Source organism: Brachybacterium zhongshanense (assembly GCF_055385755.1).
In genome coordinates this window covers 1623085-1649420 of sequence record NZ_AP043790.1, presented here as the reverse complement: position 1 = coordinate 1649420, position 26336 = coordinate 1623085, and the positions used below count along the sequence as shown (strand labels likewise).

Here is a 26336-nt window from a genome sequence, read left to right as displayed (position 1 = left end):
CGTCACGGCCCCATCGGCACGGCCCGCATCGGAGAGCGCCGGGGCGGACGATCGCCCTGTTGAGGCCCCCGGCAGCACGTGCCCGTCGGCGGCCCCGCCGGATGCAGCGCCGACGGAGAGTCGTCTCGGCGAGTCCGCTCGGCGAGTCCGCTCAGCCGCCGCGGATGCTTCCGACGGCTCCGTGCAGTCCGATGCCGGTGGGCCGACGGCGGAGCAGGACGCCGTCGTCGACAGCACCGCGGCCGGTGCAGGGGTCGACCTGAGGCCGGAGGAGCTCTCGCCGCGGCTAGGATTGCCTGCGGAGCCGGCATCGTCGGCCGGCTCGACCAGAGACCAGAAGGAGCACCCGTGGCGCAGATAGCCATCACCCTCGACGGATCCCCCCAGCGCATCGAGGAGGGGACGACGGGGACTGAGCTCTTCGAGGGCCGCACCGAGATCATCGCTCTGCGCATCGACGGGGAGCTGCGGGATCTGTACACCGCAGTGGCTGACGGACAGACGGTCGACGGCATCGAGATCTCCAGCGAGGACGGTCTGTCGATCCTGCGCCACAGCGCCGCGCACGTCCTCGCCCAGGCCGTGCAGAAGGTCAACCCGGATGCGAAGCTCGGCATCGGTCCTCCGATCACCGATGGCTTCTACTACGACTTCGACGTGGCCGAGCCCTTCACCCCGGAGGATCTGAAGGCGCTCGAGAAGGAGATGGGCCGGATCGTGAAGTCCGGCCAGCGGTTCGTGCGCCGCGAGATCACCGACGACGCCGCTCGCGCCGAGGAGGCCGCCGAGCCGTACAAGCTCGAGCTGATCGGACTGAAGTCCAGCGCCTCCGATGCCGCCGAGGGTGCGAGCGTCGAGGTCGGCGAGGGCGGGCTCACGATGTACGACAACGTGGACAAGAAGGGCGAGGTCGTCTGGACGGACCTCTGCCGCGGCCCGCACCTGCCCAGCACCCGGCTGATCGGCAACGGATTCGCTCTGACCCGCTCCGCGGCCGCCTACTGGCGCGGCAGCGAGAAGAACCCCATGCTGCAGCGCGTCTACGGGACCGCCTGGCCCACCAAGGACGAGCTGCGCGCATACCAGGAGCGCATCGCCGAGGCCGAGCGGCGCGACCATCGCCGGCTCGGGAGCGAGCTGGACCTGTTCTCGTTCCCGGATGAGATCGGCTCCGGTCTGCCGGTGTTCCATCCCAAGGGCGCGATGATCCGGATGGAGATGGAGGACTACTCCCGCCGTCGGCACGTCGAGGCGGGGTACTCGTTCGTGACCACTCCCCACATCACGAAGAAGAACCTCTTCGAGACGTCGCGGCACCTGGACTGGTACGCCGACGGGATGTATCCCCCGATGCACGTCGACGAGGAGCGCGACGCCGAGGGCAACGTCACGAGGCAGGGCCAGGACTACTACCTGAAGCCGATGAACTGCCCGATGCACAACCTCGTCTACCGATCCCGCGGCCGCTCGTACCGTGAGCTCCCGCTGCGCCTGTTCGAGTTCGGGCACGTCTACCGCTACGAGAAGTCCGGTGTGGTGCACGGCCTGACCAGGGCCCGCGGCTTCACGCAGGACGATGCGCACATCTACACCACCCGTGAGCAGATGCGGGACGAGCTGGCCAGCCTGCTGACCTTCGTGCTGGATCTGCTGCGCGACTACGGCCTGGACGACTTCTATCTCGAGCTGTCCACCCGCGATCCCGAGAAGTCGGTCGGCGACGATGCGACCTGGGAGGAGGCGACCCGCACCCTCGAGGAGGTGGCGACCGCCTCCGGCCTCGAGCTGGTCCCTGATCCGGGCGGCGCCGCCTTCTACGGCCCCAAGATCTCCGTGCAGGCGAAGGACGCGATCGGTCGCACCTGGCAGCTCTCCACGATCCAGCTGGACTTCTTCGAGCCCGAGCTGTTCGAGCTGGAGTACACCGCGTCCGACGGGACGCGTCAGCGTCCGGTCATGATCCACCGCGCGCTGTTCGGGTCCATCGAGCGATTCTTCGGGGTGCTGCTCGAGCACTATGCCGGTGCCTTCCCGGTTTGGCTGGCGCCGGTGCAGGTCGTCGGCATTCCGGTGGCAGGGGAGTACGTCCCCTATCTGGAGGAGATCGCTGCGAAGCTGCGGGCACGAGGCGTCCGCGTCGAGGTCGACTCCTCCGACGATCGCATGCAGAAGAAGATCCGTACACGCACCAAGGAGAAGGTGCCCTACCTGCTCATCGCCGGCGGCGAGGACCAGGAGAAGGGCGCGGTGTCCTTCCGCATGCGAGACGGGTCCCAGGACAACGGCATCCCTGTGGACGAGGCGGTGGAGCGGATCGTCGCCGCGATCCGCGACAAGGTGCAGGTGTGACGGGGACCCGCGACTCCTCGTCCATGGACGCGTCATCGGAGCCCGACTTCGCTCCGGACCCCGATGACGCGTCGGGCTCCGCGGGGAGGCCGGCCCTCGAGGATGCCCGCGACTTCGCCGGCGATCCTGACGGGATCCAGCGCCTGTGGACACCGCATCGCATGGTCTACATCGAGGGCGAGAACAAGCCCGCGGACCCGCATGACGGCGACCAGTGCCCCTTCTGCGCGGGCCCTCGCCGCAGCGACGAGGATGCTCTGATCGTGCATCGGGGGAGGACCGCCTATGCGATCCTGAACCTCTATCCGTACAACTCCGGGCACCTGATGGTGTGCCCGTACCGGCACGTCGCCGACTACACGGAGCTGACGGAGGAGGAGGTCGGCGAGGTCGCCTCGATCACGCGCACGGCGATGCGGGTGATCCGTGAGGTCTCCCATCCCGACGGGTTCAACCTGGGCATGAACCAGGGACCGGTCGCGGGTGCCGGGATCGCAGCGCACCTGCATCAGCATGTGGTTCCCCGCTGGTTGGGCGATGCGAACTTCCTGCCGATCGTCGGCCGGACCAAGGCCGTGCCCATCATGCTGGCGGAGACCCGTCGGCTGTATGGGGAGGCATGGCCGAAGCCCCCTGGGCTAGCATGACCGTCGCCCTCGGCGATGCCGAGGCCGGCTGGAGACGACGCCCCGGCGTGAGGAGACCGCACCGATGAGCACGATCCCCGCACCGCCGCGCCCGCCGCAGCCCGGCACGCCCCCCGGCTCGTCCGGTGCAGAGGCCTGGGACGCCTCCGTCGGACTGCCCGTCGACGGGAGCGGCGTGCCGCGGCAGTCGGGGTACGGGTACGACATCGAGCGCCCCGATCCGCTCGGACCCGGCCGCATGGGGCCGAGCGGACCGCTGAGAGTGCGGGGCCGGCGGGCGTGGGTCCAATGGCTCATGTGGGGCATCCCCATCCTGGTGCTGCTCCTGGTCGGCGCTGCGGTCTACGTGCTGGTGATCAGGCCGATGGGCGTCGGCACGTCCCTGGTCGCCTTCACCGCGGCGCTGGTGCCGGTGACGATCGTCCTCAGCGCCGTGTGGTGGGTCGACCGCTACACCCCGCAGCCCCGTCTGACGCTCGTGTACGCGTTCACCTGGGGCGCTGCGGGGTCCGTCGCCCTCACCTTCATCTTCGGGGGCCTGTTCACCTCCTGGATCACGCCCGAGGACCCCAGTGAGCTGGTCTCCTCGTTCCTCGGCGCCGTGGTCCAGGCTCCGGTGATCGAGGAGACGACGAAGTCCCTGGGACTCATCGCCCTGGTGTGCTGGGGCCGTCGCTTCATCGGGGGACCCATCGACGGCGTGGTCTACGCGGTGCTGATCGCGGCCGGCTTCGCCTTCACCGAGAACATCCTCTACTTCGGCCAGTCCTTCCAGGAGGCGCAGGCGGCCGGGGAGGTCACGGTCTTCTGGCAGACGTTCCTCCTGCGCGGACTGCTGTCTCCTTTCGCCCATGCCTCCTTCACGGCGCTCTGCGGGCTCGGCCTCGGGATCGCGGCGGAGCGCCGCTCTCTGATGCTGTACTTCGGCCTCGGCATCGGCGGCCTCGCCCTCGGGATGGCGCTGCACGCGCTGTGGAACGGATCCACGTACTTCATCGAGGTCGACCCCGAGCGCCCGCTGGCCGGCTTCCTGCAGTACTACGCCGTCGTCCAGGTGCCGATATTCCTCCTGCTGGTCGGCATCGTCCTGTTCCTGCGACTGAGGGAGAGGCGGATCCTCCGGCGCCAGCTCTCGGACTACGGCCGTGCGGGCTGGTTCTCGCCCGAGGAGGTTGACATGCTGATCTCGATGCGGGAGAGGCGTCGTGCAGAGCGCTGGGCGGCACGGCACGGGGCAGTCGCCCGCATGGGGGTGCGGGATCTGATCCTCGCCTCTGTCGAGCTGGGGATGGAGCGCCATGGAGTGCTCCACGGGAAGCAGAGCGAGCGGACCCGTCTGCGCGAGCGCCAGCTCCTCGAGCGCATCACCACCAGCCGCCGCATGGTCGGGGCGCTGACCTCGCCCGTCGTCCCCGGCTGAGCTCCGCGGGCACGAGCACTGCGGAACGCTCCCCGCAGACCGAAGCGGGTCCATGCTGTCCCAGCCCGTATGATGGGGCGGCAATCCACCGCAAGCAGGTCGGGAGGAGACCGATGTCCGGGCATTCCAAGTGGGCGACCACCAAGCACAAGAAGGCGGCACTCGACGCCAAGCGAGGCAAGCTCTTCGCCAAGCTGATCAAGAACATCGAGGTCGCTGCGCGCGTGGGGGGTCCTGATCCCGCGGGGAACCCGACGCTCTTCGACGCCATCCAGAAGGCCAAGAAGTCCTCGGTGCCGAACGACAACATCGATCGTGCGGTCAAGCGCGGCGGGGGCCTGGACGGCGGCGGCGTCGACTACGAGACCCTCATGTACGAGGGGTATGCCCCGGGGGGCGTCGCTCTGCTGGTGGAGTGCCTCACGGACAACAAGAACCGAGCTGTCTCGGAGGTGCGCCTGGCCTTCAGCCGGAACGGCGGCAACATGGCGGACTCCGGTTCGGTCTCCTACATGTTCGAGCGCAAGGGCGTCGTCGAGGTGCCCAAGGGCGAGCTGACCGAGGACGCGCTTCTCGAGGTGGTGCTCGAGTCCGGGGCCGAGGAGATCAACGACGAGGGCGAGAGCTTCGAGATCCTGTCCGAGGCGTCGGACTTCGTGGCGGTGCGCACTGCGCTGCAGGAGGCAGGGATCGACTACGACAGCGCCGAGGCGCAGTTCGTCCCCAACATCCGCACTCCTGTCGACCTCGATGGGGCCCAGAAGGTCCTTCGGCTGATCGACGCCCTCGAGGACAGCGACGACGTCCAGAACGTCTACTCCAACCTGGACATCCCGGCTGATGTGGCGGCGCAGCTCGAGTCCGAGGACTGACGCCGTCCAGCGGACCCCGGCTTCCTGAAGGAGCCGGGGTCCGCGGCATCCGGGGACTCACCGGGTGCAGGAAGGATCGCCATGACGTTGCGGGTGATGGGCATCGACCCCGGCCTGACGCGATGCGGAGTCGGGGTCGTGGACTCGCTCGGCGGACGGCGCGCGAGGATGGTCTCCGCCTCCGTCGTGCGCTCCGGCGCCCGCGACACCATCGATCAGCGTCTGCTCGAGATCGCGCAGGGGATCGGTGCCGCGATGGACCGGTACGGTCCGGACGCCGTCGCCGTGGAACGCGTCTTCAGCCAGAACAACATGTCCACCGTCATGGGCACGGCACAGGTGTCGGGGGTCGCGATCCTGGCGGCAGCGGAGCGGGGCATCCCCGTTGCGCTGCATACGCCGTCCGAGGTCAAGGCCGCAGTGACCGGGAGCGGCCGGGCCGACAAGAAGCAGATCCAGACAGTTCTCGTGAGACTGCTGGGTCTGGATGCTCCTCCGCAGCCCGCCGATGCCGCCGATGCCGTCGCCATCGCACTGACCCAGCTGTGGAAGGGCACGGGCCCGGTGCAGCTGGACAGCCAGGGACGCGCACGCACGAGCGCTCAGGCGGTATGGGCCGAAGCGGAGCGGAAGGCGCGACTCGCCCGCGAGCGCTCCACCTCCCGCTCCTGATCGAACAGCTGTTCTAAGGTGGTGTCGTGATCGCATCTCTCACCGGGCGAGTGGCTCGGATCGACCTGGACGCCCTCGTGCTGGATGTCGGTGGCGTCGGCTACCTCGTCCGCACCACTCCGCAGGCGCTCGCCTCCACCCGTCACGATGCTCAGCTGACGCTGCACACCGAGCTGATCGTCCGCGAGGACTCGATGGTGCTGTACGGCTTCCCGCGACCGGAGGAGACCGACCTCTTCCGCATCGTGCAGTCGGTGACCGGCATAGGCCCCCGCACGGCGCTGGCCGTGCTCGCCGTCCTGAGCCCCCAGGAGCTCCGTCGCGCAGTCCATGAGCAGGACACCAAGGCGATCACCCGCACGCCCGGCATCGGGCCGAAGGTCGCCGGTCGCATGATCCTCGAGCTCTCCGGACGGCTCCCCGCGCCCGAGACCCCCCTGGGCGGCGTCGACGAGGAGCCGGGAGGCGGCGCAGCGTCCTCGGGCGCCGATGCGGACGTCGTCGCCGCGCTGACCGGACTCGGATGGCCGGAGAAGGCGGCCGGGGCCGCAGTCGCCGCTGTGCAGGCGGGATACGAGGAGGCCGGTGATGTGACGCCGGACGCGGCCGCTCTGCTGAGGGAATCGCTGCGCCGACTGGGCGGTGCGCGATGAGCGGCGGTCCCGACGGGATGGAGGATGCGGGGCCCGTTCCTCTCGACCCGACGACCGAGGAGCTGCGCACCGAGTCGCTGACGGATCCGGGTTCGGCGCCGCCGGAGCGTGCGGCGGAGTCGGCGCTGCGACCGCGCCGACTGGACGAGTTCGTCGGGCAGCGGGTCGTCCGCGAGCAGCTCTCTCTGGTGCTCGAGGCCGCTGCAGCCCGCGGCCGAGCTCCCGAGCATGTGCTCCTGTCGGGCCCGCCGGGGCTCGGGAAGACGACGCTGGCGATGATCGTCGCCGCGGAGCTGGGGGCGCCCCTTCGCATCACCTCGGGGCCTGCCATCCAGCATGCCGGGGACCTCGCGGCGATCCTCTCCTCGCTCGAGGAGGGGGAGGTCCTGTTCATCGATGAGGTGCACCGCCTGGCGCGTCCGGCTGAGGAGATGCTCTACATCGCCATGGAGGACTTCCGGGTGGATGTGGTCGTGGGCAAGGGCGTCGGCGCGACCTCGATCCCTCTGGACCTTCCGCCCTTCACCGTGGTCGGAGCGACCACCCGTGCGGGGCTCCTGCCTGCTCCTCTGCGCGATCGCTTCGGGTTCGTCGGGCACCTCGACTTCTATGGGACCGACGAGCTCCATCAGGTGGTCGAGCGGTCCGCGACGAGGCTCGGCGTCGACATCGCGCATGAGGCGGCCGGAGAGATCGCCTCGCGGTCGCGCGGAACGCCCAGGATCGCCAATAGGCTTCTTCGGCGGGTGCGCGACTGGGCCCAGGTCAAGGGGACCGGCGAGCTCGATCTGGCGGCGGCCCGCGAGGCGCTGCGCGTGTACGAGGTCGATCAGAGGGGCCTGGACCGTCTGGATCGTGCCGTCCTCAGCGCCCTGTGCCGGCGCTTCGGGGGAGGTCCGGTGGGATTGTCGACCCTCGCGGTCGCGGTCGGCGAGGAGACGGAGACGGTGGAGACCATGGTCGAGCCGTATCTGGTGAGGGAGGGGTTCCTGCTGCGCACGCCGCGCGGTAGGGCGGCAGCCCCTGCCGCATGGGAGCACCTCGGGCTCGAGGCCCCGGAGGGGGACTCGATCGCTCCGATGCTGGGGCGCTTCTGATCCGCTCGTTCCTGCTGCGCTGAGGCATCAGCCGCGACGGTGCAGTCCTCCGCATCGGCGTGCCGGGGTGATGCACGGCATAGCAAGGATGCTCCCGGGGAGAGCCGAGGAACTGCGGGTACAGTGGGGCGGTCAGTCGCCAGCGGCTCGTCCTGGCCTGCGCCGCGAGCGCCGGCCGCACCCGTCCGCCGAAAGGAACTCCGTGGATCTCCTGCCCCTCCTGCTCATCTTCGCCGTCATGATGCTCCCTCTGCTGTTCATGTCGAACAGACAGAAGAAGGCCCAGCGCGCGCACCAGGACATGGTGAAGTCGCTCGGCATCGGCGACGAGGTCCGTACGCACTCGGGCTTCTACGGCCTGATCGTCGAGGAGTTCGATGATGTCGTGATCCTCGAGTCGGAGTCCGGCGCGCAGACGAAGTGGGCGCGTCAGGCTATCGCCGGAAAGGTGGAGCCGCTGGACGGCTCCGAGAGCGCTGCGGAGGATGGCGAGACCGGCTCGGACGACGTCGAGCCGGGCTCGGGCGTGGTCCCGGGCGTGACCTCTCGCGACGACGACTTCGGATCCGACCGCCGCTGATGTCCCCGGCCTCCGGGCCCCGACCCTGAATCTCTCCCTGCGGAGGACAACTGCACCATGCCTGCACGTCGTATCGCCCTCGGGGCACTCGCGGTAATCATCCTCCTGCTCAGCGGAGGGATCGGTGCCGGCGTCTGGAAGGCTGACTGGAACCCTGCTCCGAAGCTGGCTCTTGACCTCGAGGGCGGTACGCAGGTCATCCTCTCGGCGTCCACCACCGACGGGTCCGCCATCGACCGGGACGCGATGGAGCAGGCCCGCCAGATCATCGCTCAGCGCGTGAACGCGATGGGCGTGGGGGAGACCGAGATCTCCGTGCAGGGGGGCACGAACATCGTGGTCGATGTCCCGGGCACGATGGACCAGGAGACTTCGGATGCTCTGCGCGCGACGGCGATGATGTCCTTCCGCCCCGTGCTCGGCGCTGTTGCTCCTGAGGGCACGGCGGCATCGGACGACGGCGGGTCCTCGGACGCGGGTGGTGCGTCGGACTCCGGAGGCGATGAGTCCTCGGTCGGGGACGAGACCTCGGAGGGCGACGGAGCCGATGCGGGCGCAGAGGCCGATGAGGAGACAGCTCCCGCGGATCCCTCTCAGACGATCTTCTCCGGGTCGGTCAGCACGGACTCGACCCTCGCTCCTGGTGACCTCAAGTACGACGCCTGGTCGATGGAGTGGCTCGACGAAGATCTGTCGAACGAGCTCATGGAGGTCGACTGCACGGATCCGTCCGCGCAGAAGGAGGCCAACGCCGACGCCGATCCCGATGAGGCGATCGTGGCCTGCAGCGATGACGGCACCCAGAAGCTGCTGCTGGGACCGGAGGTCGTCGCAGGCTCGGGCGTGGCCAGCGCAAGTGTCGGAGCCGATGTGAACTCGACCGGCCACGCGACCGGCTACTACGTGGTCAACATGACGCTGCAGGACGATGCCGCCGCCGACTTCTACGCGATGACCAGTGCTCTGTACGCCGGTGAGGGAGCCACCACGGCCTTCGCGATCGTGCTGGACGGCGAGGTCATCTCGGCTCCCACCGTCGAGGGCGTCTCGTCCGACGGAGAGGCGTCCATCTCCGGGAACTTCTCCCAGGAGCAGGCCAAGCAGCTCGCCGACCAGCTCAAGTTCGGTGCGCTTCCACTGCAGTTCGATGTCGCGTCCGAGCAGCAGATCTCTGCGACGCTGGGCTCCAACCAGCTGCAGATGGGCCTGATCGCCGGCCTCATCGGCCTCGCACTGGTCGTGCTCTACGCGATCGGTCAGTACCGTGCTCTCGCGGTCGTCACCACCACCAGCCTGGTGGTGATGGGCGCGCTGACCTACGGGGTTCTGACCGTGCTCTCCAACATCCCCGAGATCGGCTACCGGCTCTCCCTCGCGGGAGTCGCGGGCCTGATCGTCGCGATCGCCTTCACAGCGGACTCCTTCATCGTGTACTTCGAACGCGTCAGGGATGAGATCCGCGACGGCAGAGGGATCGTCGCGGCCGTGGACCACGGCTGGGACCGTGCCAAGCGGACGATCCTCGCCTCCGATGCCGTGAACCTGATCGCTGCGATCGTGCTGTACGTGCTGTCCACCGGAAGCGTGCGCGGCTTCGCCTTCGTGCTCGGCGTGACCACGGTGCTGGATCTGGTGATCGTCTTCCTGTTCACCCATCCGATCCTGCAGACGCTGGCGCGCACCCGCTTCTTCGGCAAGGGGCACCCGATGAGCGGACTGGATCCGGCGATGCTCGGCCGCTCCGTCCCGGCATATGCGGGGCGCGGTCGGATCCGATCGATCTCCGATCGGTCGGGGGAGGACGGTGAGGAGCGGCGCGAATCCCTCGCCGAGCGCAAGGCCCGGCTCGCCCGCGAGTCGACCGGATCGACCGACCATGTCGGCGGCGCTGACCCCTCAGTCCCCGATCCTTCCGATGACGGCAGTTCCGACGATCAGGGCACCCACGAGGAGGATGCACGATGAGCGAGGTCCTCTCCCGCTTCGGGAACTCCCTTCACGACGGAAGCCGCTCGCTGCCGATCGTGCGCCGCCGCCGCACCTGGTACCTCGCGAGCCTGATCGTGCTCGTCCTGCTCGGATCGATCGCTGGTCTCCGCGGGGTGAACCTGGGCATCGACTTCACGGGCGGCTCCGAGTTCCAGATCCCTGGTGTGCAGACCACGGATCAGACCATCGCCCGGGACACCGTGCGGGACATGCTGCCGGACACCGAGCCGAAGATCACCGTCATCGGCGGTGACACCGTGCGCGTGCAGACTGAGCAGCTGGACTCCGAGCAGACCGATGCGCTGGCCGCTGACCTCGCTGAGGGGTATGGGGTCGACGCCGAGGATGTCTCGGCCTCCTACATCGGGCCGGTCTGGAGCAGCGACATCACGCAGAAGATGATCCGAGGGATCGTGGTGTTCCTGGTGCTCGTCGCGGCGGCAATGGCACTGTACTTCCGCGACGCGCGCGCGTCGGGAGCCGCCATGATCGCGCTGCTGCACGACATGCTGCTGACCGCCGCCGTGTACGGCGTCGTCGGCTTCGAGGTCACCCCCGCCACCGTCATCGGCTTCCTGACGATCCTCGGCTACTCGCTCTATGACACGATCGTGGTGTTCGACAAGGTCCGCGAGAACACGTCGACCCTGGTGAGAGCGCCGCTCTCGGTGTATGCGGGACGAGTGGAGCTCGCCGCCAACCAGACGCTGGTGCGCTCGATCAACACCTCTGTCGTCGCTCTGCTGCCGGTCGCCTCCATCCTCGTGATCGGCGCGTTCGTGCTCGGAGCGGGAACCCTCAAGGACATCTCCCTGGCGCTGTTCGTCGGTATCCTGGTCGGCGCGTACTCGTCGATCTTCCTCGCACCAGGACTGCTGGTGGATCTCCACCGCCTGGGTGTACGCGCGTCGGGCCGCGAGGAGGGCAGCACGGAGTCCGCAGCTGCCGAGTCCGAGCCCACGACGACCGGCGGTGCCCTCCGGGACTCCTGATCCCCGACGCGCGACCGCGCGCCGGATCGTCCGCAGCGTGCCGGAGCCCCCGGCACCTCACCTCGTCGAGGAACGACATGACGAACATCGAGACCGTGCCCACCATCGAGCAGATCGACGCGATCCGTCGCTCCCACATCGAGGAGTTCCCGGACTTCCCCTCGCCCGGGGTGCTCTTCCGGGACATCACCCCGCTGCTGCGTGACGCAGAGGCCATGCGCCGGGTGATCAGCTTTTGGAGGACCCTCATCCCCGAGGACGTGGAGTACGTGGTGGGCACCGAGGCGCGCGGGTTCGTGCTGGGCGCTCCTCTCGCCTATGAGATCGGTGCCGGATTCGTTCCGGTGAGGAAGGCGGGCAAGCTGCCCGGCGACCCGGCCACCCTCAGCTACGACCTCGAGTACGGCAGCGCGACCATCCAGATTCCGCGCGGTGCGCTGCACCCGGGGGCGCGCACCCTGGTCGTCGATGATCTGCTTGCCACCGGAGGAACGGCTGCTGCGACGGTGGAGCTCGTGCGCAGCTTCGACGCAGAGCTCCTGGGGACGAGCTTCCTCATCGAGCTGGTGGGCCTGGGGGGCCGCGACCGACTGCCCGATGTCCCGGTGTCGACCGTCTGGAGCTTCCCGAACTGATCCGCGGCAGTGCCGGATCGAAGCCCCGACAGGGATGACCGAGCATTCTCTCCGCGCGCGTAGACTGGCCCATCACAGCCAGGAGGTGGAGATGCCGGAGACCCCGTCGCAGCACGAGACCGCCAGCAGGCCAGCGGGCCCCGCTCCCGAGGCACCGTCGGACCGAGGATCCTCGACGGCGCAGGGCCCAGCTTCGTCGGCATCAGAGCCGCTGCCTGTCCCGCGCCGTCCGCGAGCGCGCCGATCCTTCTTCGGCGCCCGTGCGTCGACCACCGTCGATCCGCTCCTCGCGCCGCTGCTCGAGACCATCTCCAGCGTCAGCCCCAAGGAGGATCTCGGGCTCATCCAGCGGGCATATGCCGTGGCGGAGCGAGCGCATCGAGGACAGATGCGTCGCAGCGGAGACCCGTACATCACCCATCCCGTCTCCGTCGCGACGATCCTCGCCGAGCTCGGATCGCCCGCCGAGGTGATCGCAGCCGCACTGCTGCATGACACCGTCGAGGACACCGACTACTCGCTCGACATGCTCCGCGAGGAGTTCGGGGAGGTGATAGCGGTCCTGGTGGACGGCGTCACCAAGCTCGACAAGGTCACCTACGGGGATGCCGCGCAGGCTGAGACGGTGCGGAAGATGATCGTGGCGATGAGCCGCGACGTCCGGGTGCTGCTGATCAAGCTCGCTGATCGCCTGCACAATGCGCGCACGTGGAAGTACGTCCCCGCTGCATCTGCCGAGCGCAAGGCGAAGGAGACGCTGGAGATCTATGCGCCGCTCGCGCATCGGCTGGGCCTGAACACCATCAAGTGGGAGCTCGAGGACCGCTCCTTCCAGGTGCTGTATCCCAAGGTCTACGAGGAGATCGTGGCGCTGGTCGCGCAGCATGCTCCTGCCCGCGAGCAGTATCTGCGGACGGTCTCCACCCAGATCCTCGAGGATCTGAAGAAGGCGCGGATCAAGGCCGAGGTCACCGGGCGGCCCAAGCACTACTACTCGATCTACCAGAAGATGATCGTGCGTGGCCGGGACTTCACGGACATCTACGACCTGGTCGGAATCCGTGTGCTGGTGGACACCGTGCGCGACTGCTACGGCGTGCTGGGAACTCTGCACGCGAGATGGTCTCCGGTGCCGGGACGGTTCAAGGACTACATCGCGCTCCCCAAGTTCAACCTCTACCAGTCCCTGCATACGACGGTCATCGGGCCGACGGGGAAGCCCGTCGAGGTCCAGATCCGCACGCGGGAGATGCATCGACGGGCGGAGTACGGCGTCGCGGCCCACTGGAAGTACAAGGCGATGGCCGGCAGCTCCGGAGGGTCGGCGGCGAAGCCGGGTGGAGGCAACGAGTCTGCGTGGCTGCGCCAGCTCATGGACTGGCAGAAGGACACGACGGACTCCGGAGAGTTCCTCGACTCCCTGAGGTTCGAGATCAACACCCAGGAGGTCTACGTCTTCACGCCCAAGGGCGATGTGCTGGCTCTGCCCCAGGGATCGACCCCGGTGGACTTCGCCTACTCGGTGCACACAGAGGTCGGCCACCGCACCATCGGTGCGCGGGTCAACGGCCGTCTCGTGTCCCTGGAGTCGACCCTGAGCACCGGAGACGTCGTCGAGGTGTTCACTTCGAAGTCACCCGATGCCGGCCCGAGCCGCGACTGGCTGGGCTTCGTGAAGTCCGCCCGAGCGCGCACCAAGATCCGGCAGTGGTTCTCCAAGGAGCGTCGTGAGGAGGCGCTCGAGCGCGGCAAGGAGGAGCTCGCCAAGGCGCTCAGGCGACAGGACCTGCCGATGCGGCGCCTGCTCACCCACGACACGCTGGCCGCGGTGGCGCGGGACCTCAACCTCCCGTCGGTCGATGCGCTCTACACCTCCGTGGGGGAGGGGCACACCGGCGCTCAGCACGTCGTGGACAAGCTCCGCGCCCTGTTCGGCGGCACTGTGGGGGCGGAGGAGGATCTGGCCGAGACGACTGTTCCGTCCCGGGCGCGCACCCGGCCCAAGGATCGCATGGAGCGGCATACGTCCGAGACCGACCAGGGTGTGGTCGTCGACGGGCAGACGGATCTGTGGGTCAAGCTCGCCAAGTGCTGCGCGCCCGTTCCGGGGGATCCGATCGTCGGCTTCGTCACCCGCGGATCGGGCATCTCCGTGCATCATGCAGACTGTGCCAACGCGGTGCAGCTCTCGGAGCAGCAGCCGGACCGCATGGTTCCGGTCAGCTGGTCCGGTCGCCATGGTGCGGCCTATCTGGTGCACATCAAGGTGGAGGCGCTGGATCGTCCACGCCTGCTCACCGATCTCGCCCTCGTGATCTCCGATCAGCAGGTGAACCTCCAGTCGGCGTCCGCGCAGTCCAATGCGGACCGTCTGGCCACGAGCTTCTTCTCGTTCGAACTGGCCGACCCCTCGCATCTGCAGTCGGTGCTGGCACAGGTGCGTCGCGTGGAGGGCGTGTACGACGTCTATCGGGTGACCGCTGACGGCAAGCCCGTCGGATCCGGGGCGCCGCTCTCCCCAGCGGGCTGAGCTCTTCATCCCGCAGCGCATCAGCCGACGGGGACCGGTGCATGAGCGGCGGCTGAGGCTGCCCCTTGTGCAGATGCGACAGCCCGAGGAGGAGGGAAGGCCGGGGCGTCAGGCTCGGCATGAGCGATCTCGATCGCCTGCGCCAGCCTCAGGCGCACCGCCGACGCCGCCGGATGGCGACGCATTCGTGCCAGCCCTGCCTCTATCTCTTCTCCCGTGGTGTGACCAGCGGCGATGAGTGCCCCTGCGATCGCGGTCCGTCGGGCCGACGGCTCGAACCGCAGGAGGTCGAACGCGGCTCGGGTCGGTGCAGCCAACGGCGCGCCCGCAAGGGTCTCGACCTCCCCGGGACGCAGCCTGCTGTTGCGCACCACGGCGCCGGCCAGGGCGGAGCGGTGTGCGGTCGAGATGAGCTCGATGATGGGCGGCGGCTGGCCTCCGAGCCGTACCCACGCGGCAGAGATCCCTCCGACGACGTGGTGGGGCCGAAGCCCACGACCGAGCGCCGTGCCGAGAGCGAGGATCCTCGGCACGGCGCCGCCGTGGAGCACGTCCGGCGGGATGTAGAGGTCCGGTCCGAGCCGTGCAAGACAGCCGTCGAGCACCATCGCCTGCGCGGCCGGGCCGTCGGGCCAGGGGACGAGCGAGTCGACGACGGGCACCGCGAGCTCGGCAGCATGCAGCGACCATGCGGAGCAGGGATCGGGGTCATCGGCCATACCTCGACATTGCGCGCTGTCGCTCCGCGCAGCAAGCGCCCCGTCCGTCCTTGTGGACGGACGGGGCGCGGGGAGGAGTGGTGTGAGCGCTGCCGAGGACGGCTCAGCCCAGATCGCGTGCGGAACGCTCGATCACCGACAGCCATTCGCGGCGCGCTTCGAGAGCCGCCTCGGCTTCTGCGATCTTGGTCGGATCCCCGCCCGCACGCGCCTTCTCGAGGGCATCCTCATACGAGGCGATCGCCGACTGCAGCTGGGAGGACGCACCCTCGACCCGTGCGCGCGTGCGCGGGTCGGTTCGCTTCCACTCGTCCTCCTCAGCCTTCTTCACGGACCGTTCGACAGAGCGGAGACGCTCCTCGATCCTGCGCATATCGCTGCGCGGGACCTTCCCCGCTTCCTCCCACCGATCCTGGATCGACCGCAGCTTCTCCTTGGCCGTCTCGAGGTCCTTCGAGGGATCGATCGTGGCCGCCTCCTCGAGGAGCGCCTCCTTGACCGCGAGGTTGGCTCGCTGCTCCTCGTCGGTCGCGTGGAGATCCGCGTTGCGGGCCTCGAAGAACCGATCCTGGGCCGCCTTGAACCGCGCCCACTGGGAGTCGTCCTTCTTCCGCCCGCCCCGCGGAGCGGAGCGCCACTCGTCCATGAGCGCCTTGTAGGCGCGGACCGTCGGCCCCCAGTCGGTGGAGTCCTGCATCGCCTCAGCACGGGAGATGAGGTCCTCCTTGATGCGGGCGGCCTCCTCGTGCTTCTCATCGAGCTGGGAGAAGAACTGCTTGCGATGGCGATCGAACGTCGAGCGAGCAGAGGACAGGCGCTTCCACAGGGCATCCTCGGTGGCGCGATCGAGGGAGACGTCCTCCGTCTGCATCTTCTTCCAGTCGGGGACCATGCGACGCATGGTCTCGCCGGCGCTCTTCCACGAGATCTGCTCCGGCGGGGTCGCCACCAGGGCCTCGATCGACTCGACGAAGGCAGTGCGGCGTGCGACGGCCTCCTCTCTAGCGGCTGCGCGCTGCGCCTCCAGCTGCTGGATCTTCTCCTTCGCAGACTCGCGCACGGCGTGGGCCCGCTCGCGCAGCGCAGGGATGTCTCCGACGACCTGCGGCTCCTTCATGTTCTTGCGGAGCGTCTCGAGCAGCCGGTTCAGCTCATTGTGAGTGTGCTCGGGTGCAGAGAGCTTCTTCTCGGTGAGGTCGAGGAAGGCGACGAGGTCGAGGTAGGCGCGCGCATACGGCTCGAGTGCGGCGTCCGCATCGATCGGCGCCTCGCCTTCGCCGGGCGGAGGCACGGACCCGATCGTGCGCACCTGCGTGCCGTCCTGGACGGTCACCGTGCCATCCTCGGCCACGGCGCCGAAGGCCTTGGCCTCCGCGATCCGCTCGCCGTCGTACTCGGCCACCGGGGGCGCCGCGGGAATCAGCGGAGCAGCAGGCTTCCTGCCGGCGAGGACTGCGGGGGATGCCCCGCCGGGCCGAGGGCCGGGCGCCCGATGGGCTCCGGGACCCGGGCGCGGACCAGATGCTGATGCTCTCGCCGCGCTCGGCGAAGGAACGGCGCGCGAAGCCGGCGACTCCTCGGCATCGGACTTCTGCTCGGGAACGGACTTCTGCTCGGGAGCGGCTGTCGAGTCGGCATCGGACTGCTGATCCGGATGCGAGGGCTCGGGGGCGGGGCCGTCCTGAGGGGAGGATGCGGGGAGGTGGGTCTCGGACTCGCTCACGATCGAGCTCCTTCTGAGGATTCCGCTGCGGGGCGGGACACTGCCGCCGTGTTCATGACGGCCGGGCGGGGACTGCGGCGGTACCGGGTCGGGAACCGCCGTCCTACGGAACTCTACAGCGCCGGGAGCGGACGCTCGCGCGTGTTCGCCGAGCGACGGGCAGGCGGGGGATAATGGCTCGGCCCGAACGCGGATGACGTCGATGCACCGTCGACGATCTGCAGATGACAACGAGAAGGACCGCACCGCATGGCGAAGATCCCTGCCCTCTCCGGCTTCCCCGAGTGGCTCCCTGCCGAGCGCCTCGTCGAGCAGCACGTCATCGACGTGTTCCGCGAGGTGGCCGAGCTCCATGGGTTCTCAGGGATCGAGACTCGTGCGGTCGAACCGATGGAGCAGCTGCTGCGCAAGGGGGAGATCGACAAGGAGGTCTATGTCCTGCGTCGTCTGCACGCGGAGGATCCGGACGAGGACTCCGATGCCTCTCGGCAGCTCGGACTCCATTTCGACCTCACCGTGCCTCTGGCGCGCTACGTCCTGGAGCACCAGAACGACCTGTCGTTCCCCTTCAGGCGCTTCCAGATCCAGAAGGTGTGGCGCGGCGAGCGCCCGCAGGACGGTCGCTTCCGTGAGTTCTACCAGGCGGATCTCGACGTCATCGGCCAGGACTCCCTGCCCGGGCACGTCGATGCCGAGGTCGCGATCGTGATGGCTGAGATCCTTCGGCGCCTTCCGCTGCCCGAAGTCACCATCCACGCGAACACCCGTCGGCTCTCCGAGGGCTTCTTCCGCTCCATCGGACTCGAGGACCATGCTGCGGTCCTGCGCAGCCTCGACAAGCTGCCGAAGATCGGCGCAGATGCCGTGCGCGAGCTCCTGCTGGCCGAGACCGGAGCGAGCGAAGCCCAGGCGGACTCATGCCTGGCCTTCGCCGCCATCCGCACTCGCGATGCCTCATTCGCCCAGAAGGTGAGGGAGCTCGGCGGCGAGGGCGAGATGGTCGAGCAGGGGATCGCCGAACTCACCTCCGTGGTCGAGCGCGTCGAGGCCGCGGTGCCCGGAGTGATCGTCGCGGACCTCTCGATCGCTCGCGGGCTCGACTACTACACGGGGACGGTCTTCGAGAGCTTCGTGGCCGGTCATGAGAATCTCGGCTCGATCTGCTCCGGCGGCCGGTACGACTCGCTCGCGAAGGACAACCGCCACACCTACCCCGGCGTGGGACTGTCGATCGGCCTGTCTCGCCTGGTGTCCCGGATGCTCTCCGCGGAGCTCGCCGGGCCGAGCCGTCCTGTGCCCACCTGCGTCCTGGTCGCGGTGGCCGACGAGCCATCCCGCGGAATGAGCGATGCGGTGGCCCGCGCTCTGCGCGAGCGGGGCATCTCCTGCGAGGTGGCGCCGACGGCGGCCAAGCTCGGCAAGCAGATCCGGTACGCCGACCGTCGGGGGATCCCCTTCGTCTGGTTCCCCGCGCCTGGTGAGAGCTCCGATGAGGTCAAGGACATCCGTTCGGGCGAGCAGTCCGCGGCCGACGCAGCGACCTGGGAGCCTCCAGCGGCGGACCGCGACGTGCGCATCCTTCCGCTGTGAGCCGGGTCACCGTGACGAGGTGAGGGAATGCGGCCCGCGGCGGAAGCGTTGTGAGGGCCATGGCTACCGTCACCCTGACTGCAGAGAATCACGACGAGACCGTCCAGGACGGCATCGTCCTCATCGACTTCTGGGCGGGCTGGTGCGTGCCGTGCCAGCGCTTCTCCCCGATCTTCGAGGAGGCCTCGGAGAACCACCAGGACGTCACCTTCGCCAAGGTGGACACCGAGGACCAGCAGGAGCTGGCGATGCGCTACGGCGTCACCTCGATCCCCAACCTGGTCGTGTACCGGGACGGCGTTCCGGTCTTCTCTCAGCCCGGCGCACTGCCGCAGTCGGCCCTCGAGGACCTGATCGGACAGGTCAAGGGGCTGGACATGGACGAGGTCCGCAAGGCCTACGCCGACGCGCAGAAGGAGCAGGGCGGCCAGGCCTGAGCTGCCGGCCCGGGCGACCGTCCTGTCGGGCGGAGATCCGAGGACCCGGTGCGCGATTCGTCCGCACCGTCATCGAACAGGCAGAAGGCCCGCACCCCCTCGGGGCTGCGGGCCTTCTGCTGTCCTGATCAGGCCTCGAAGGAGCGGCGAGGTCCCCGGCGCGACGAGTCGCGACGGCCGCCATCGTCGTACCGCCCGCGACGGTCGCCGTCGCGCCGGTGGCCCTGCCCGCGGTGCGGGCGATCGTCATCCCGGCGAGAGGACCGTTCGGAGTCACGACGGTAGCCTCCACGGCCGCGGTCGTCGCCGGTGCCGCGGCCGCCGCTGCGAGGCCCGTGGTCAGGACCGATGCGCAGCTCTCGTCCGGCGACCTTCGCGCGACCGATCTGAGCGAGCTGCTCCTCGCCGAGGGAACCGCGGATCTGGACAAGGGAGAACGACCCGAAGATCGAGACCTTGCCGATCTCCTTCCCGGGCACACCTCCCTCGCCGGCGATGGCTCCGACGATCGCCGCAGGCTTCGCACCGTGGCTATGGCCGACCCCGATCCGGTAGGAGGTGTAGCCGTGCTCCGTGCGGGGTGTCTCAGCGCGCCGGTCGTCGCGGTCGCGGCCTCGACGATCTGTGCGATCGCTGTCGCGCGAGAAGCTCGGGATCTCCTCGTCCTCGCGCGCGGCGCCGGGGCCCTCGTCTCCGACCGCCATGGCGGCCAGGACGGCGGCGAGCTCGGTCGCGTCGATCTCGTTCTCGGCGACATAGGCGCCGATGAGCTCGCGATACAGCTCGAGCCGACCACGTTCGAGACGCTCGGGAACCTGCGTCAGCAGCGTCGCGAGACGGTGCTTGGAGACATCTCTCGGGGAGGGGATGACCGCCTCCTCGAGCCGCTGCTTGGTGGCTCGTTCGATGTTCTTGAGGGCTCGACGCTCGTGAGGGCCGATGAAGGTCAGCGCCTCGCCGGAGCGACCGGCCCGGCCGGTGCGGCCGATGCGGTGCACATAGGCCTCGGGCTCCCTCGGGACATCGAAGTTGACGACGAGTCCGATCTTCTCGACGTCGAGCCCGCGGGCGGCGACATCGGTCGCGACGAGGACCTTGAGCGATCCGTCCCGCAGCCGCTCGACGATCTTCTCGCGCTCCTTCTGGGGGACGTCCCCGCTGATCGCCGCTGCGACGTGGCCGCGTGCGACGAGCTCGGTGCCCACCTCCTCGGCCGCGGCGCGCGTGCGCACGAAGACGATCGCCGCTTCGGCATCGGAGGTGGCCAGCACGCGCGAGAGCGCGCCCGTACGGTGGCGGAAGGGAACCAGGGCGAAGGTCTGGTGGACGCTCGCCACGGTCGAGGACTGGGGAGTCACGGCCACCCGGACGGGATCCGTCATGTGCTCATCGGCGACCCGTCGGATCGCGGGCGGCATGGTCGCGGAGAACAGGGCCACCTGACGGCTCTCGGGGGTGTGGGAGAGGATCTCCTCGACGTCCTCGGCGAAGCCCATGCGGAGCATCTCGTCGGCCTCGTCGAGGACCGCGAACCGGACCGTGTCCAGGCGGAGGTTGGAGCGTCGCATGTGGTCCATCACGCGTCCCGGAGTGCCCACGACGACCTGGGCGCCTCGGGCGAGCGCACGCTCCTGCGGGCCGTAAGGGGAACCGCCGTACACGGCGACGACGTCCAGACCGCCCACAGGTGCGGCGAACGAGGCGATGGCGTCGGCGACCTGCATCGCGAGCTCGCGAGTCGGTGCCATGACGATGCCCTGGACCTCTCGCAGCTCCGGGTCGATGGCGGCCAGCAGGGGGAGCCCGAAGGCGGCGGTCTTGCCGGTGCCCGTCTGCGCGACGCCGATGACGTCACGGCCCTGGAGCAGCGGCGGGATCGCTCGCGCCTGGATGGCCGAGGGGCGCTCGAAGCCGAGGTCGGCGACCGCTCGGCGCAGGCTCGCGGGGAGGTCGAGGGCGTCGAAGGTCGGCCCCTGCTCCGGGACATCGTCGGAACCGGACGTGCCCGATGTCCGGGCCGCCTCGGGGCGGTCCGAGTCCTCACGCTCAGCACTCTCGGGCGAGCCGGCGCTGTCGTCGGAGCCCGGACGGGCCTCCGATGCGGGCTCGGCCGACTCGGCGGCGGGAGCGCTGGACCCCGAGACGGGGGCCTCGCTCCCGGCAGGAGCGTCGACCTGCGCGTCGGCAGGCTCGGGGGCAGGGGAGGCGTCAGTCATGGTGTCCTTCGACGGAGGGGAGATGGGGTCCCGCACGTCGGCGCAACTCCGAAGGCGCTCACACAGGAAGGCGGGGACACGGACCTGCAGTTCCGCAGGTCGCACGTGCACCAAGTCTACGGACCGGGCGCCTTGGCCGACAGTGATGCGGTGGCGAGATCGCTCACCCTGCGCTGTAGGCTGGTGCTCCCGCGCTTCGTGCGCGGATCCGCGGAGCAGCAACGACCTCGACGTACGCGCTGGTCCTGTGCCCGCGCGCATGCCTGGTGCATGCATGTATGCAATCCCATGGCGAGCTCCTCGGGGCTCGCCCCGCCTCATCGTGAAGGACATCTCGTGCTGCGCACCCATCTCGCCGGCGAGCTCCGACCGGAGCACATCGGACAGACAGTCACCCTCACCGGCTGGATCGGCCGTCGTCGTGACCACGGCGGCGTGACCTTCCTCGATCTGCGCGATGCGAGCGGCGTCAGCCAGGTGGTCGTGCGCGAGGACGAGGCGATGCACCTGCGCAACGAGTACGTCCTCAAGGTCGTCGGCACTGTCGACCGTCGGCCGGAGGGCAATGAGAACCCTCAGCTTCCGACCGGGGACATCGAGGTCACCGCAACGGAGGTCGAGGTGCTCAACGCCTCGGCGCCGCTGCCCTTCCAGCTCGACGAGCACACCGAGGTCGGCGAGGAGGCGCGCCTGCGCTATCGCTATCTCGACCTGCGCCGTCCGGCTCCTGCCCATGCACTGCGTCTGCGGTCGAAGATCAATCGCGCGGCTCGCGAGACGCTCCTCGATCAGGACTTCGTCGAGATCGAGACTCCGACCCTGACACGCTCCACCCCTGAGGGGGCCCGTGACTTCCTGGTCCCCGCCCGGCTCTCACCGGGCTCGTGGTACGCCCTGCCGCAGTCCCCTCAGCTGTTCAAGCAGCTGCTGATGGTCGCGGGGATGGAGAAGTACTTCCAGCTCGCACGCTGCTACCGCGACGAGGACTTCCGTGCGGACCGCCAGCCCGAGTTCACCCAGCTCGACATCGAGATGAGCTTCGTGGACCAGGAGGATGTCATCGCCCTGGCCGAGCAGATCCTCGTCAACGTCTGGGCGGTCGCGGGTCATGAGATCTCGACGCCGATCCCGCGCATCACCTACGAGGAGTCGATGCGCCGCTACGGCTCGGACAAGCCGGACCTGCGGTTCGACCTCGAGATCACCGAGATGACCGAGTACTTCGCGGACACGCCGTTCCGGGTCTTCCAGGCGCCCTATGTGGGCGCCGTGGTGATGTCCGGGGGCGCCTCGCAGCCGCGGCGCACGCTCGATGCCTGGCAGGAGTGGGCGAAGCAGCGTGGCGCACGGGGCCTCGCCTACGTCCTCATCCAGGAGGACGGCTCGCTGACCGGTCCGGTCTCCAAGAACATCTCCGATGCGGAGAAGGCGGGTCTGGCGGAGAAGGTCGGCGCGAAGCCCGGCGACTGCGTGTTCTTCGCCGCCGGTGACGCCAAGTCCTCCCGTGCGCTGCTGGGTGCGGCCCGCGCCGAGATCGCGGAGCGGCTGGGGCTGATCGACCACTCGGCCTTCTCCTTCGTGTGGGTCGTCGACGCCCCGATGTTCGAGCCGGCGGGAGACGCGGTCGCAGCGGGCGACGTCGCCGTGGGCTCCGGAGCGTGGACGGCTGTGCACCATGCGTTCACCTCGCCCAAGCCCGAGTTCCTCGACTCCTTCGACACCGATCCGGGCAGCGCCCTCGCCTATGCCTACGACATCGTGTGCAACGGCAACGAGATCGGCGGCGGATCCATCCGCATCCATCAGAAGGACGTGCAGGAGCGCGTCTTCTCGGTCATGGGCATCGATGAGGAGCAGGCGCGCGAGAAGTTCGGCTTCCTGCTGGATGCCTTCGCCTTCGGTGCCCCACCGCACGGCGGCATCGCCTTCGGATGGGACCGCATCGCGGCGCTGCTCGCGGAGACGGACTCGATCCGCGACGTGATCGCCTTCCCGAAGTCGGGCGGCGGCTTCGATCCCCTGACCCAGGCGCCGGCCCCGATCACCGCACAGCAGCGCAAGGAGGCGGGCGTCGACTCCAAGCCCTCTGACGGCATGGGCCGAGGCTCGGAGGCGAGGACCTCGAAGCCCGCGGAGGAGCAGGGAGCTGACGCTCCGGCGTCGACGGCCTCCTGAGCTCCTCTTCCCGGAGCCCCCATCATGCGCAGGGCCCCGCGCGGTTCACCGTGCGGGGCCCTGCGTCCGATGTCGACGGATCGCGGATCAGGGAGAGCAGCCGCTCAGCGGGGCTGCTCACCATGCTTGATCTGCGGCTTGGGGAGACGGAAGCGGCGGATCTGGATGGCGCGCATGACCCCGTAGGAGACCAGACCGGGGCTCACCGCGCCGAACGACTCGGTGAGGCGGCGGCGCAGAGCGCGGCGCAGGGCGAAGGCATCGACGACGCACAGCAGGATCCCGCCCCACAGGACGACAAGCATGCCGACGCTCATCAGCGTGTAGAGGTTCTGGTTGATCAGCGGCAGCACCAGGGACAGCACCATGAAGACGATCGCGATCGGGAAGAAGTACTCGGCCAGATTGCGTCGCGAGTCGACGATGTCGCGCACGAGGCGTCGGTCCCGACCGCGATGCTGGGCGGGCATGTTCTTCTCGTCGCCCGTCATCAGCGCCTTCTGCTCGACGCTCCGCGTGCGGGCGGCCTGCTCGCGGGAGCGCCGCTTGGCCTCCTTGCGGTCGTCGACGACGAGCGGACGCCGACGGGCGGCCTCTGCCTCCTTGCGGGTTCGGGTGGGACGGCCCTTGGAGCCGGGCCGCGCAGGCTGCTCTGGCTCCGGTGCCGGGGTCGGGGTACTCGACGACTTGCTGAAGATCACCACTGCATTCTAGGCGGTGCGTTCGGGACTCGTCTGCGAGGGGTGCACAGCCTCTCGGCGGTACCGTGAACCCATGAGCACTGCTGATCCCGATATCCCGCTCACCGCCGAACCGGCCTCTGTCGCCGCCCTGCGCGCTCGGCTGGATGCGCTGCTGCCGCAATCGATCTCCGACCTCGAGGACCTGGTGCGGATACCGTCGATCGCCTTCGAGGGCTACGACCGTGAGCCCGTGCAGCGCAGCGCGCGGGCGGTGGCGGCGCTGCTCTCGAGCGCCGGCATGTCCGAGGTGGCGATCACCTCCGTGGGGGAGGGGGCCCCTGCGGTGGTCGGACGCATCCCCGCCGCGGAGGGGCGCCCCACGGTCATGCTCTATGCGCACCACGACGTCCAGCCCACCGGCGACGTCGGGCAGTGGAGCTCCGATCCTTTCGAGCCCGAGCGTCGGGGGGACCGCCTCTTCGGGCGCGGCGCCGCTGATGACAAGGCCGGTGTCATGGCCCATGTGACTGCGCTGCGACTGGTCGGCGCCGAGCTCGCGGACGCCGGGATCGGCGTGACCGTCTTCGTCGAGGGCGAGGAGGAGGCCGGATCGCCGACGTTCCGCGCCTTCATCGAGGAGCACCGGGAGCAGCTCGAGGCGGATCTCATCATCGTGGCGGACTCGGCGAACTGGGCAGTGGGAACCCCGGCTCTGACCACGAGCCTGCGCGGTGTGATCGACCTCGTCGTCGAGGTGCGGGTGCTCGAGCACGCTGTGCACTCCGGACTCTTCGGAGGACCGGTCATGGATGCGCCGACGCAGCTGGCACGCCTCCTCGCGACCCTGCATGACGAGAACGGAGAGGTGGCGGTGCGCGGGCTGATCCGGGCCGACGATCCCGCCGTCGAGATGAGCGAGGAGGACTATCGACGCGACGCCGGCGTCCCCGAGGGTCTCGAGCTCTCAGGGACGGGACCCATCGCGGCTCGGCTGTGGACGCGGCCTGCGCTGTCGGTGATCGGTATCGACGCCCCGAGCGTCCGGGATGCCTCCAACACACTCGTCCCCGAGGCGCGAGCGAAGATCTCCCTGCGGATCCCGCCGGGGGAGAAGCCGGCCGACGCGATGGACGCGCTGGTGGCTCACCTGGAGTCGCACGCACCCGCCACCGCGCAGGTCTCGATCCGGCGCGGCGAGCAGGGCAAGCCCTATGGGGCGCGTCCGGATGGTGCAGCCATGGACCTCGCACGCACTGCGCTCGAGCAGGCGTGGGGAGTCCCCGCCGTCGGCACCGGCCTGGGCGGGTCCATCCCGTTCATCGCGGATCTGCTGGAGGTCTTCCCCGCAGCGGACGTCCTCGTGACAGGAGTCGAGGATCCCCAGTCCCGAGCCCATGGGATCGACGAGTCGCTGCACCTCGGGGAGTTCGCCAACGTCTGCCTGGCCGAGGCTCTGATGCTGCAGGGAGCTGGAGTGCTTCGGAAGGACGGTGCGGACGATGCCTGAGGAACCGCAGCAGCAGAAACCCGGCAGCCCGCCGGTCTCGCCGATCGCCGTCCCGCTGCTCCTGGCAGGTCTCCTGGTCGGGTTCTTCGCCGGATACTTCCTGCTGTGGTGGGGGCTCGTGGTGGTGGGACTGCTCCTGCTCGGCGCCCTCTCGATGGTGCTCTCCGGCCGCTCGCGCGACGGAGCCGCCGCTCTCGCCGTCGGCGCGATCGGGGGATATGTGGTGCTCCTCGCCCTGGCGTTCTTCCGCGGGGTCCTCTGAGGGGATCCGAAGCGCCGCGCGGAGACGGGACCGAGACCCCATGAGCGATCCTCATCTCGGCCGTCAGGTCCGGGGGCAGGACGATCCGGTCCCATGCAGAGGGCAGGCGCCCGGAGGCCTGCGGCTCGCGTCTGCAGGTCCGAGCGCACCCACGGTTCGTGTCACACAGCCTGCCGCGCGCGCCCTTCGCGGCGTACGCTGTCCGCACACCGTTCTTCGAGGAGGACCTCATGACCAGTACCACCGAGCGCCCGACCGCCGCGCACGGAGTGACTCTCACCTCCGAGGCCGCAGCGAAGGTCTCGACCCTGCTCGAGCAGGAGGGCCGTGACGACCTGCGTCTGCGCATCGCCGTGCAGCCCGGCGGCTGCTCCGGGCTGATCTATCAGCTCTACTTCGACGAGCGCCTGATGGACAATGACCTCACGGTCGACTTCGACGGTGTCGAGGTCATCGTCGACAAGATGAGCAGCCCTTATCTCACCGGTGCCGTGATCGACTTCGCCGACACTATCGAGAAGCAGGGCTTCACGATCGACAATCCCAATGCGCAGAGCTCCTGCGCCTGCGGCGACTCGTTCTCCTGAG

Annotated in this window: 22 protein-coding genes; 18 read left to right on the top strand and 4 right to left on the bottom strand. The window is 69.1% G+C overall.

Features of this window, described 5'->3' with window-relative positions:
- Nucleotides 1-348 precede the first annotated feature (348 nt).
- From thrS to ACZ5AJ_RS07400, 12 genes are all read left to right on the top strand, one after another.
- Nucleotides 349-2349 (top strand): threonine--tRNA ligase, encoded by a 2001-nt coding sequence (thrS, locus tag ACZ5AJ_RS07455; RefSeq protein WP_464138438.1) that lies wholly within the window; start codon nucleotides 349-351, stop codon nucleotides 2347-2349.
- A gap of 23 nt (nucleotides 2350-2372) precedes the next feature.
- Entirely contained in the window at nucleotides 2373-2996 is a 624-nt protein-coding gene (locus ACZ5AJ_RS07450) for an HIT family protein (RefSeq protein WP_464138715.1), read from the top strand.
- Between the two features lie 64 nt (nucleotides 2997-3060).
- Nucleotides 3061-4416, top strand: coding sequence for a PrsW family intramembrane metalloprotease (locus ACZ5AJ_RS07445; RefSeq protein ID WP_464138436.1), 1356 nt, complete (start codon nucleotides 3061-3063; stop codon nucleotides 4414-4416).
- Between the two features lie 113 nt (nucleotides 4417-4529).
- A complete protein-coding gene (locus tag ACZ5AJ_RS07440) occupies nucleotides 4530-5288 on the top strand; it encodes a YebC/PmpR family DNA-binding transcriptional regulator (RefSeq protein ID WP_464138435.1) in 759 nt (252 codons plus the stop codon).
- Between the two features lie 81 nt (nucleotides 5289-5369).
- On the top strand, nucleotides 5370-5960 hold the full coding sequence (gene ruvC / locus ACZ5AJ_RS07435; protein ID WP_464138433.1) for a crossover junction endodeoxyribonuclease RuvC: 591 nt from the start codon (nucleotides 5370-5372) through the stop codon (nucleotides 5958-5960).
- Nucleotides 5961-5986: 26 nt separating this feature from the next.
- Nucleotides 5987-6613 (top strand): Holliday junction branch migration protein RuvA, encoded by a 627-nt coding sequence (ruvA, locus tag ACZ5AJ_RS07430; protein ID WP_464138432.1) that lies wholly within the window; start codon nucleotides 5987-5989, stop codon nucleotides 6611-6613.
- Between the two features lie 17 nt (nucleotides 6614-6630).
- Nucleotides 6631-7710: a Holliday junction branch migration DNA helicase RuvB gene (ruvB, locus tag ACZ5AJ_RS07425; protein WP_464138713.1), complete on the top strand. Its 1080-nt coding sequence runs from the start codon at nucleotides 6631-6633 to the stop codon at nucleotides 7708-7710.
- Nucleotides 7711-7912: 202 nt separating this feature from the next.
- On the top strand, nucleotides 7913-8290 hold the full coding sequence (yajC, locus tag ACZ5AJ_RS07420) for a preprotein translocase subunit YajC (protein WP_464138431.1): 378 nt from the start codon (nucleotides 7913-7915) through the stop codon (nucleotides 8288-8290).
- A 57-nt stretch (nucleotides 8291-8347) separates the two neighbouring features.
- Nucleotides 8348-10255, top strand: a complete 1908-nt coding sequence (gene secD, locus ACZ5AJ_RS07415; RefSeq protein ID WP_464138430.1) for a protein translocase subunit SecD — start codon at nucleotides 8348-8350, stop codon at nucleotides 10253-10255.
- Nucleotides 10252-11271 (top strand): protein translocase subunit SecF, encoded by a 1020-nt coding sequence (gene secF / locus ACZ5AJ_RS07410; RefSeq protein WP_464138428.1) that lies wholly within the window; start codon nucleotides 10252-10254, stop codon nucleotides 11269-11271. The genes secD and secF overlap by 4 nt, the downstream gene beginning before the upstream one ends.
- Nucleotides 11272-11348: 77 nt before the next feature.
- Nucleotides 11349-11906, top strand: a complete 558-nt coding sequence (locus ACZ5AJ_RS07405; protein ID WP_464138427.1) for an adenine phosphoribosyltransferase — start codon at nucleotides 11349-11351, stop codon at nucleotides 11904-11906.
- A gap of 91 nt (nucleotides 11907-11997) precedes the next feature.
- On the top strand, nucleotides 11998-14436 hold the full coding sequence (locus ACZ5AJ_RS07400; protein ID WP_464138425.1) for a RelA/SpoT family protein: 2439 nt from the start codon (nucleotides 11998-12000) through the stop codon (nucleotides 14434-14436).
- A 20-nt stretch (nucleotides 14437-14456) separates the two neighbouring features.
- Here the strand turns inward: ACZ5AJ_RS07400 and ACZ5AJ_RS07395 are convergent, their stop codons facing one another.
- Both ACZ5AJ_RS07395 and ACZ5AJ_RS07390 read right to left on the bottom strand, forming a co-directional pair.
- Nucleotides 14457-15155, bottom strand: a complete 699-nt coding sequence (locus ACZ5AJ_RS07395; RefSeq protein ID WP_464138424.1) for a hypothetical protein — start codon at nucleotides 15153-15155, stop codon at nucleotides 14457-14459.
- 103 nt (nucleotides 15156-15258) lie between these two features.
- A complete protein-coding gene (locus ACZ5AJ_RS07390) occupies nucleotides 15259-16878 on the bottom strand; it encodes a DUF349 domain-containing protein (protein WP_464138422.1) in 1620 nt (539 codons plus the stop codon).
- A 249-nt stretch (nucleotides 16879-17127) separates the two neighbouring features.
- On the opposite strand from ACZ5AJ_RS07390, the gene hisS reads away from it, so the two are divergent.
- Together hisS and trxA are read left to right on the top strand one after the other, a co-directional pair.
- Entirely contained in the window at nucleotides 17128-18468 is a 1341-nt protein-coding gene (gene hisS / locus ACZ5AJ_RS07385; protein WP_464138421.1) for a histidine--tRNA ligase, read from the top strand.
- 59 nt (nucleotides 18469-18527) lie between these two features.
- Entirely contained in the window at nucleotides 18528-18905 is a 378-nt protein-coding gene (gene trxA / locus ACZ5AJ_RS07380; protein WP_464138420.1) for a thioredoxin, read from the top strand.
- A 128-nt stretch (nucleotides 18906-19033) separates the two neighbouring features.
- Here trxA and ACZ5AJ_RS07375 read toward each other — a convergent pair whose 3' ends face one another.
- Nucleotides 19034-21121, bottom strand: coding sequence for a DEAD/DEAH box helicase (locus tag ACZ5AJ_RS07375; protein ID WP_464138418.1), 2088 nt, complete (start codon nucleotides 21119-21121; stop codon nucleotides 19034-19036).
- Between the two features lie 336 nt (nucleotides 21122-21457).
- Here ACZ5AJ_RS07375 and aspS point away from each other — a divergent pair, with 336 nt between their 5' ends.
- Nucleotides 21458-23296 carry an aspartate--tRNA ligase gene (gene aspS, locus ACZ5AJ_RS07370; RefSeq protein WP_464138417.1) on the top strand — a complete coding sequence of 613 codons (1839 nt, stop codon included), beginning with the start codon at nucleotides 21458-21460 and terminating at the stop codon, nucleotides 23294-23296.
- Nucleotides 23297-23400: 104 nt separating this feature from the next.
- Here aspS and ACZ5AJ_RS07365 read toward each other — a convergent pair whose 3' ends face one another.
- Entirely contained in the window at nucleotides 23401-23997 is a 597-nt protein-coding gene (locus ACZ5AJ_RS07365; protein WP_464138416.1) for a DUF3043 domain-containing protein, read from the bottom strand.
- A gap of 73 nt (nucleotides 23998-24070) precedes the next feature.
- Between ACZ5AJ_RS07365 and ACZ5AJ_RS07360 the strand changes: the two genes are divergently transcribed.
- The 3 genes from ACZ5AJ_RS07360 (at nucleotide 24071) to erpA (ending at nucleotide 26335) form a co-directional block, all read left to right on the top strand.
- Nucleotides 24071-25486, top strand: a complete 1416-nt coding sequence (locus ACZ5AJ_RS07360; RefSeq protein ID WP_464138414.1) for a M20/M25/M40 family metallo-hydrolase — start codon at nucleotides 24071-24073, stop codon at nucleotides 25484-25486.
- Nucleotides 25479-25748: a hypothetical protein gene (locus ACZ5AJ_RS07355; RefSeq protein ID WP_464138413.1), complete on the top strand. Its 270-nt coding sequence runs from the start codon at nucleotides 25479-25481 to the stop codon at nucleotides 25746-25748. The genes ACZ5AJ_RS07360 and ACZ5AJ_RS07355 overlap by 8 nt, the downstream gene beginning before the upstream one ends.
- A 230-nt stretch (nucleotides 25749-25978) precedes the next feature.
- Nucleotides 25979-26335 carry an iron-sulfur cluster insertion protein ErpA gene (erpA, locus tag ACZ5AJ_RS07350; RefSeq protein ID WP_464138411.1) on the top strand — a complete coding sequence of 119 codons (357 nt, stop codon included), beginning with the start codon at nucleotides 25979-25981 and terminating at the stop codon, nucleotides 26333-26335.
- Nucleotide 26336: the final 1 nt, after the last annotated feature.

What these genes read in the sequence shown, in the direction of transcription:
- ACZ5AJ_RS07450 (WP_464138715.1), top strand. Translation starts at nt 2,373, where the DNA reads ATGGACGCGTCATCGGAGCCCGACTTCGCTCCGGACCCCGATGACGCG.
- ACZ5AJ_RS07445 (WP_464138436.1), top strand. Translation starts at nt 3,061, where the DNA reads ATGAGCACGATCCCCGCACCGCCGCGCCCGCCGCAGCCCGGCACGCCC.
- ACZ5AJ_RS07440 (WP_464138435.1), top strand. Translation starts at nt 4,530, where the DNA reads ATGTCCGGGCATTCCAAGTGGGCGACCACCAAGCACAAGAAGGCGGCA.
- ruvC (WP_464138433.1), top strand. Translation starts at nt 5,370, where the DNA reads ATGACGTTGCGGGTGATGGGCATCGACCCCGGCCTGACGCGATGCGGA.
- ruvB (WP_464138713.1), top strand. Translation starts at nt 6,631, where the DNA reads ATGGAGGATGCGGGGCCCGTTCCTCTCGACCCGACGACCGAGGAGCTG.
- secD (WP_464138430.1), top strand. Translation starts at nt 8,348, where the DNA reads ATGCCTGCACGTCGTATCGCCCTCGGGGCACTCGCGGTAATCATCCTC.
- secF (WP_464138428.1), top strand. Translation starts at nt 10,252, where the DNA reads ATGAGCGAGGTCCTCTCCCGCTTCGGGAACTCCCTTCACGACGGAAGC.
- ACZ5AJ_RS07405 (WP_464138427.1), top strand. Translation starts at nt 11,349, where the DNA reads ATGACGAACATCGAGACCGTGCCCACCATCGAGCAGATCGACGCGATC.
- ACZ5AJ_RS07400 (WP_464138425.1), top strand. Translation starts at nt 11,998, where the DNA reads ATGCCGGAGACCCCGTCGCAGCACGAGACCGCCAGCAGGCCAGCGGGC.
- ACZ5AJ_RS07395 (WP_464138424.1), bottom strand. Translation starts at nt 15,155, where the DNA reads ATGGCCGATGACCCCGATCCCTGCTCCGCATGGTCGCTGCATGCTGCC.
- hisS (WP_464138421.1), top strand. Translation starts at nt 17,128, where the DNA reads ATGGCGAAGATCCCTGCCCTCTCCGGCTTCCCCGAGTGGCTCCCTGCC.
- trxA (WP_464138420.1), top strand. Translation starts at nt 18,528, where the DNA reads ATGGCTACCGTCACCCTGACTGCAGAGAATCACGACGAGACCGTCCAG.
- ACZ5AJ_RS07375 (WP_464138418.1), bottom strand. Translation starts at nt 21,121, where the DNA reads ATGACTGACGCCTCCCCTGCCCCCGAGCCTGCCGACGCGCAGGTCGAC.
- ACZ5AJ_RS07360 (WP_464138414.1), top strand. Translation starts at nt 24,071, where the DNA reads ATGAGCACTGCTGATCCCGATATCCCGCTCACCGCCGAACCGGCCTCT.
- ACZ5AJ_RS07355 (WP_464138413.1), top strand. Translation starts at nt 25,479, where the DNA reads ATGCCTGAGGAACCGCAGCAGCAGAAACCCGGCAGCCCGCCGGTCTCG.
- erpA (WP_464138411.1), top strand. Translation starts at nt 25,979, where the DNA reads ATGACCAGTACCACCGAGCGCCCGACCGCCGCGCACGGAGTGACTCTC.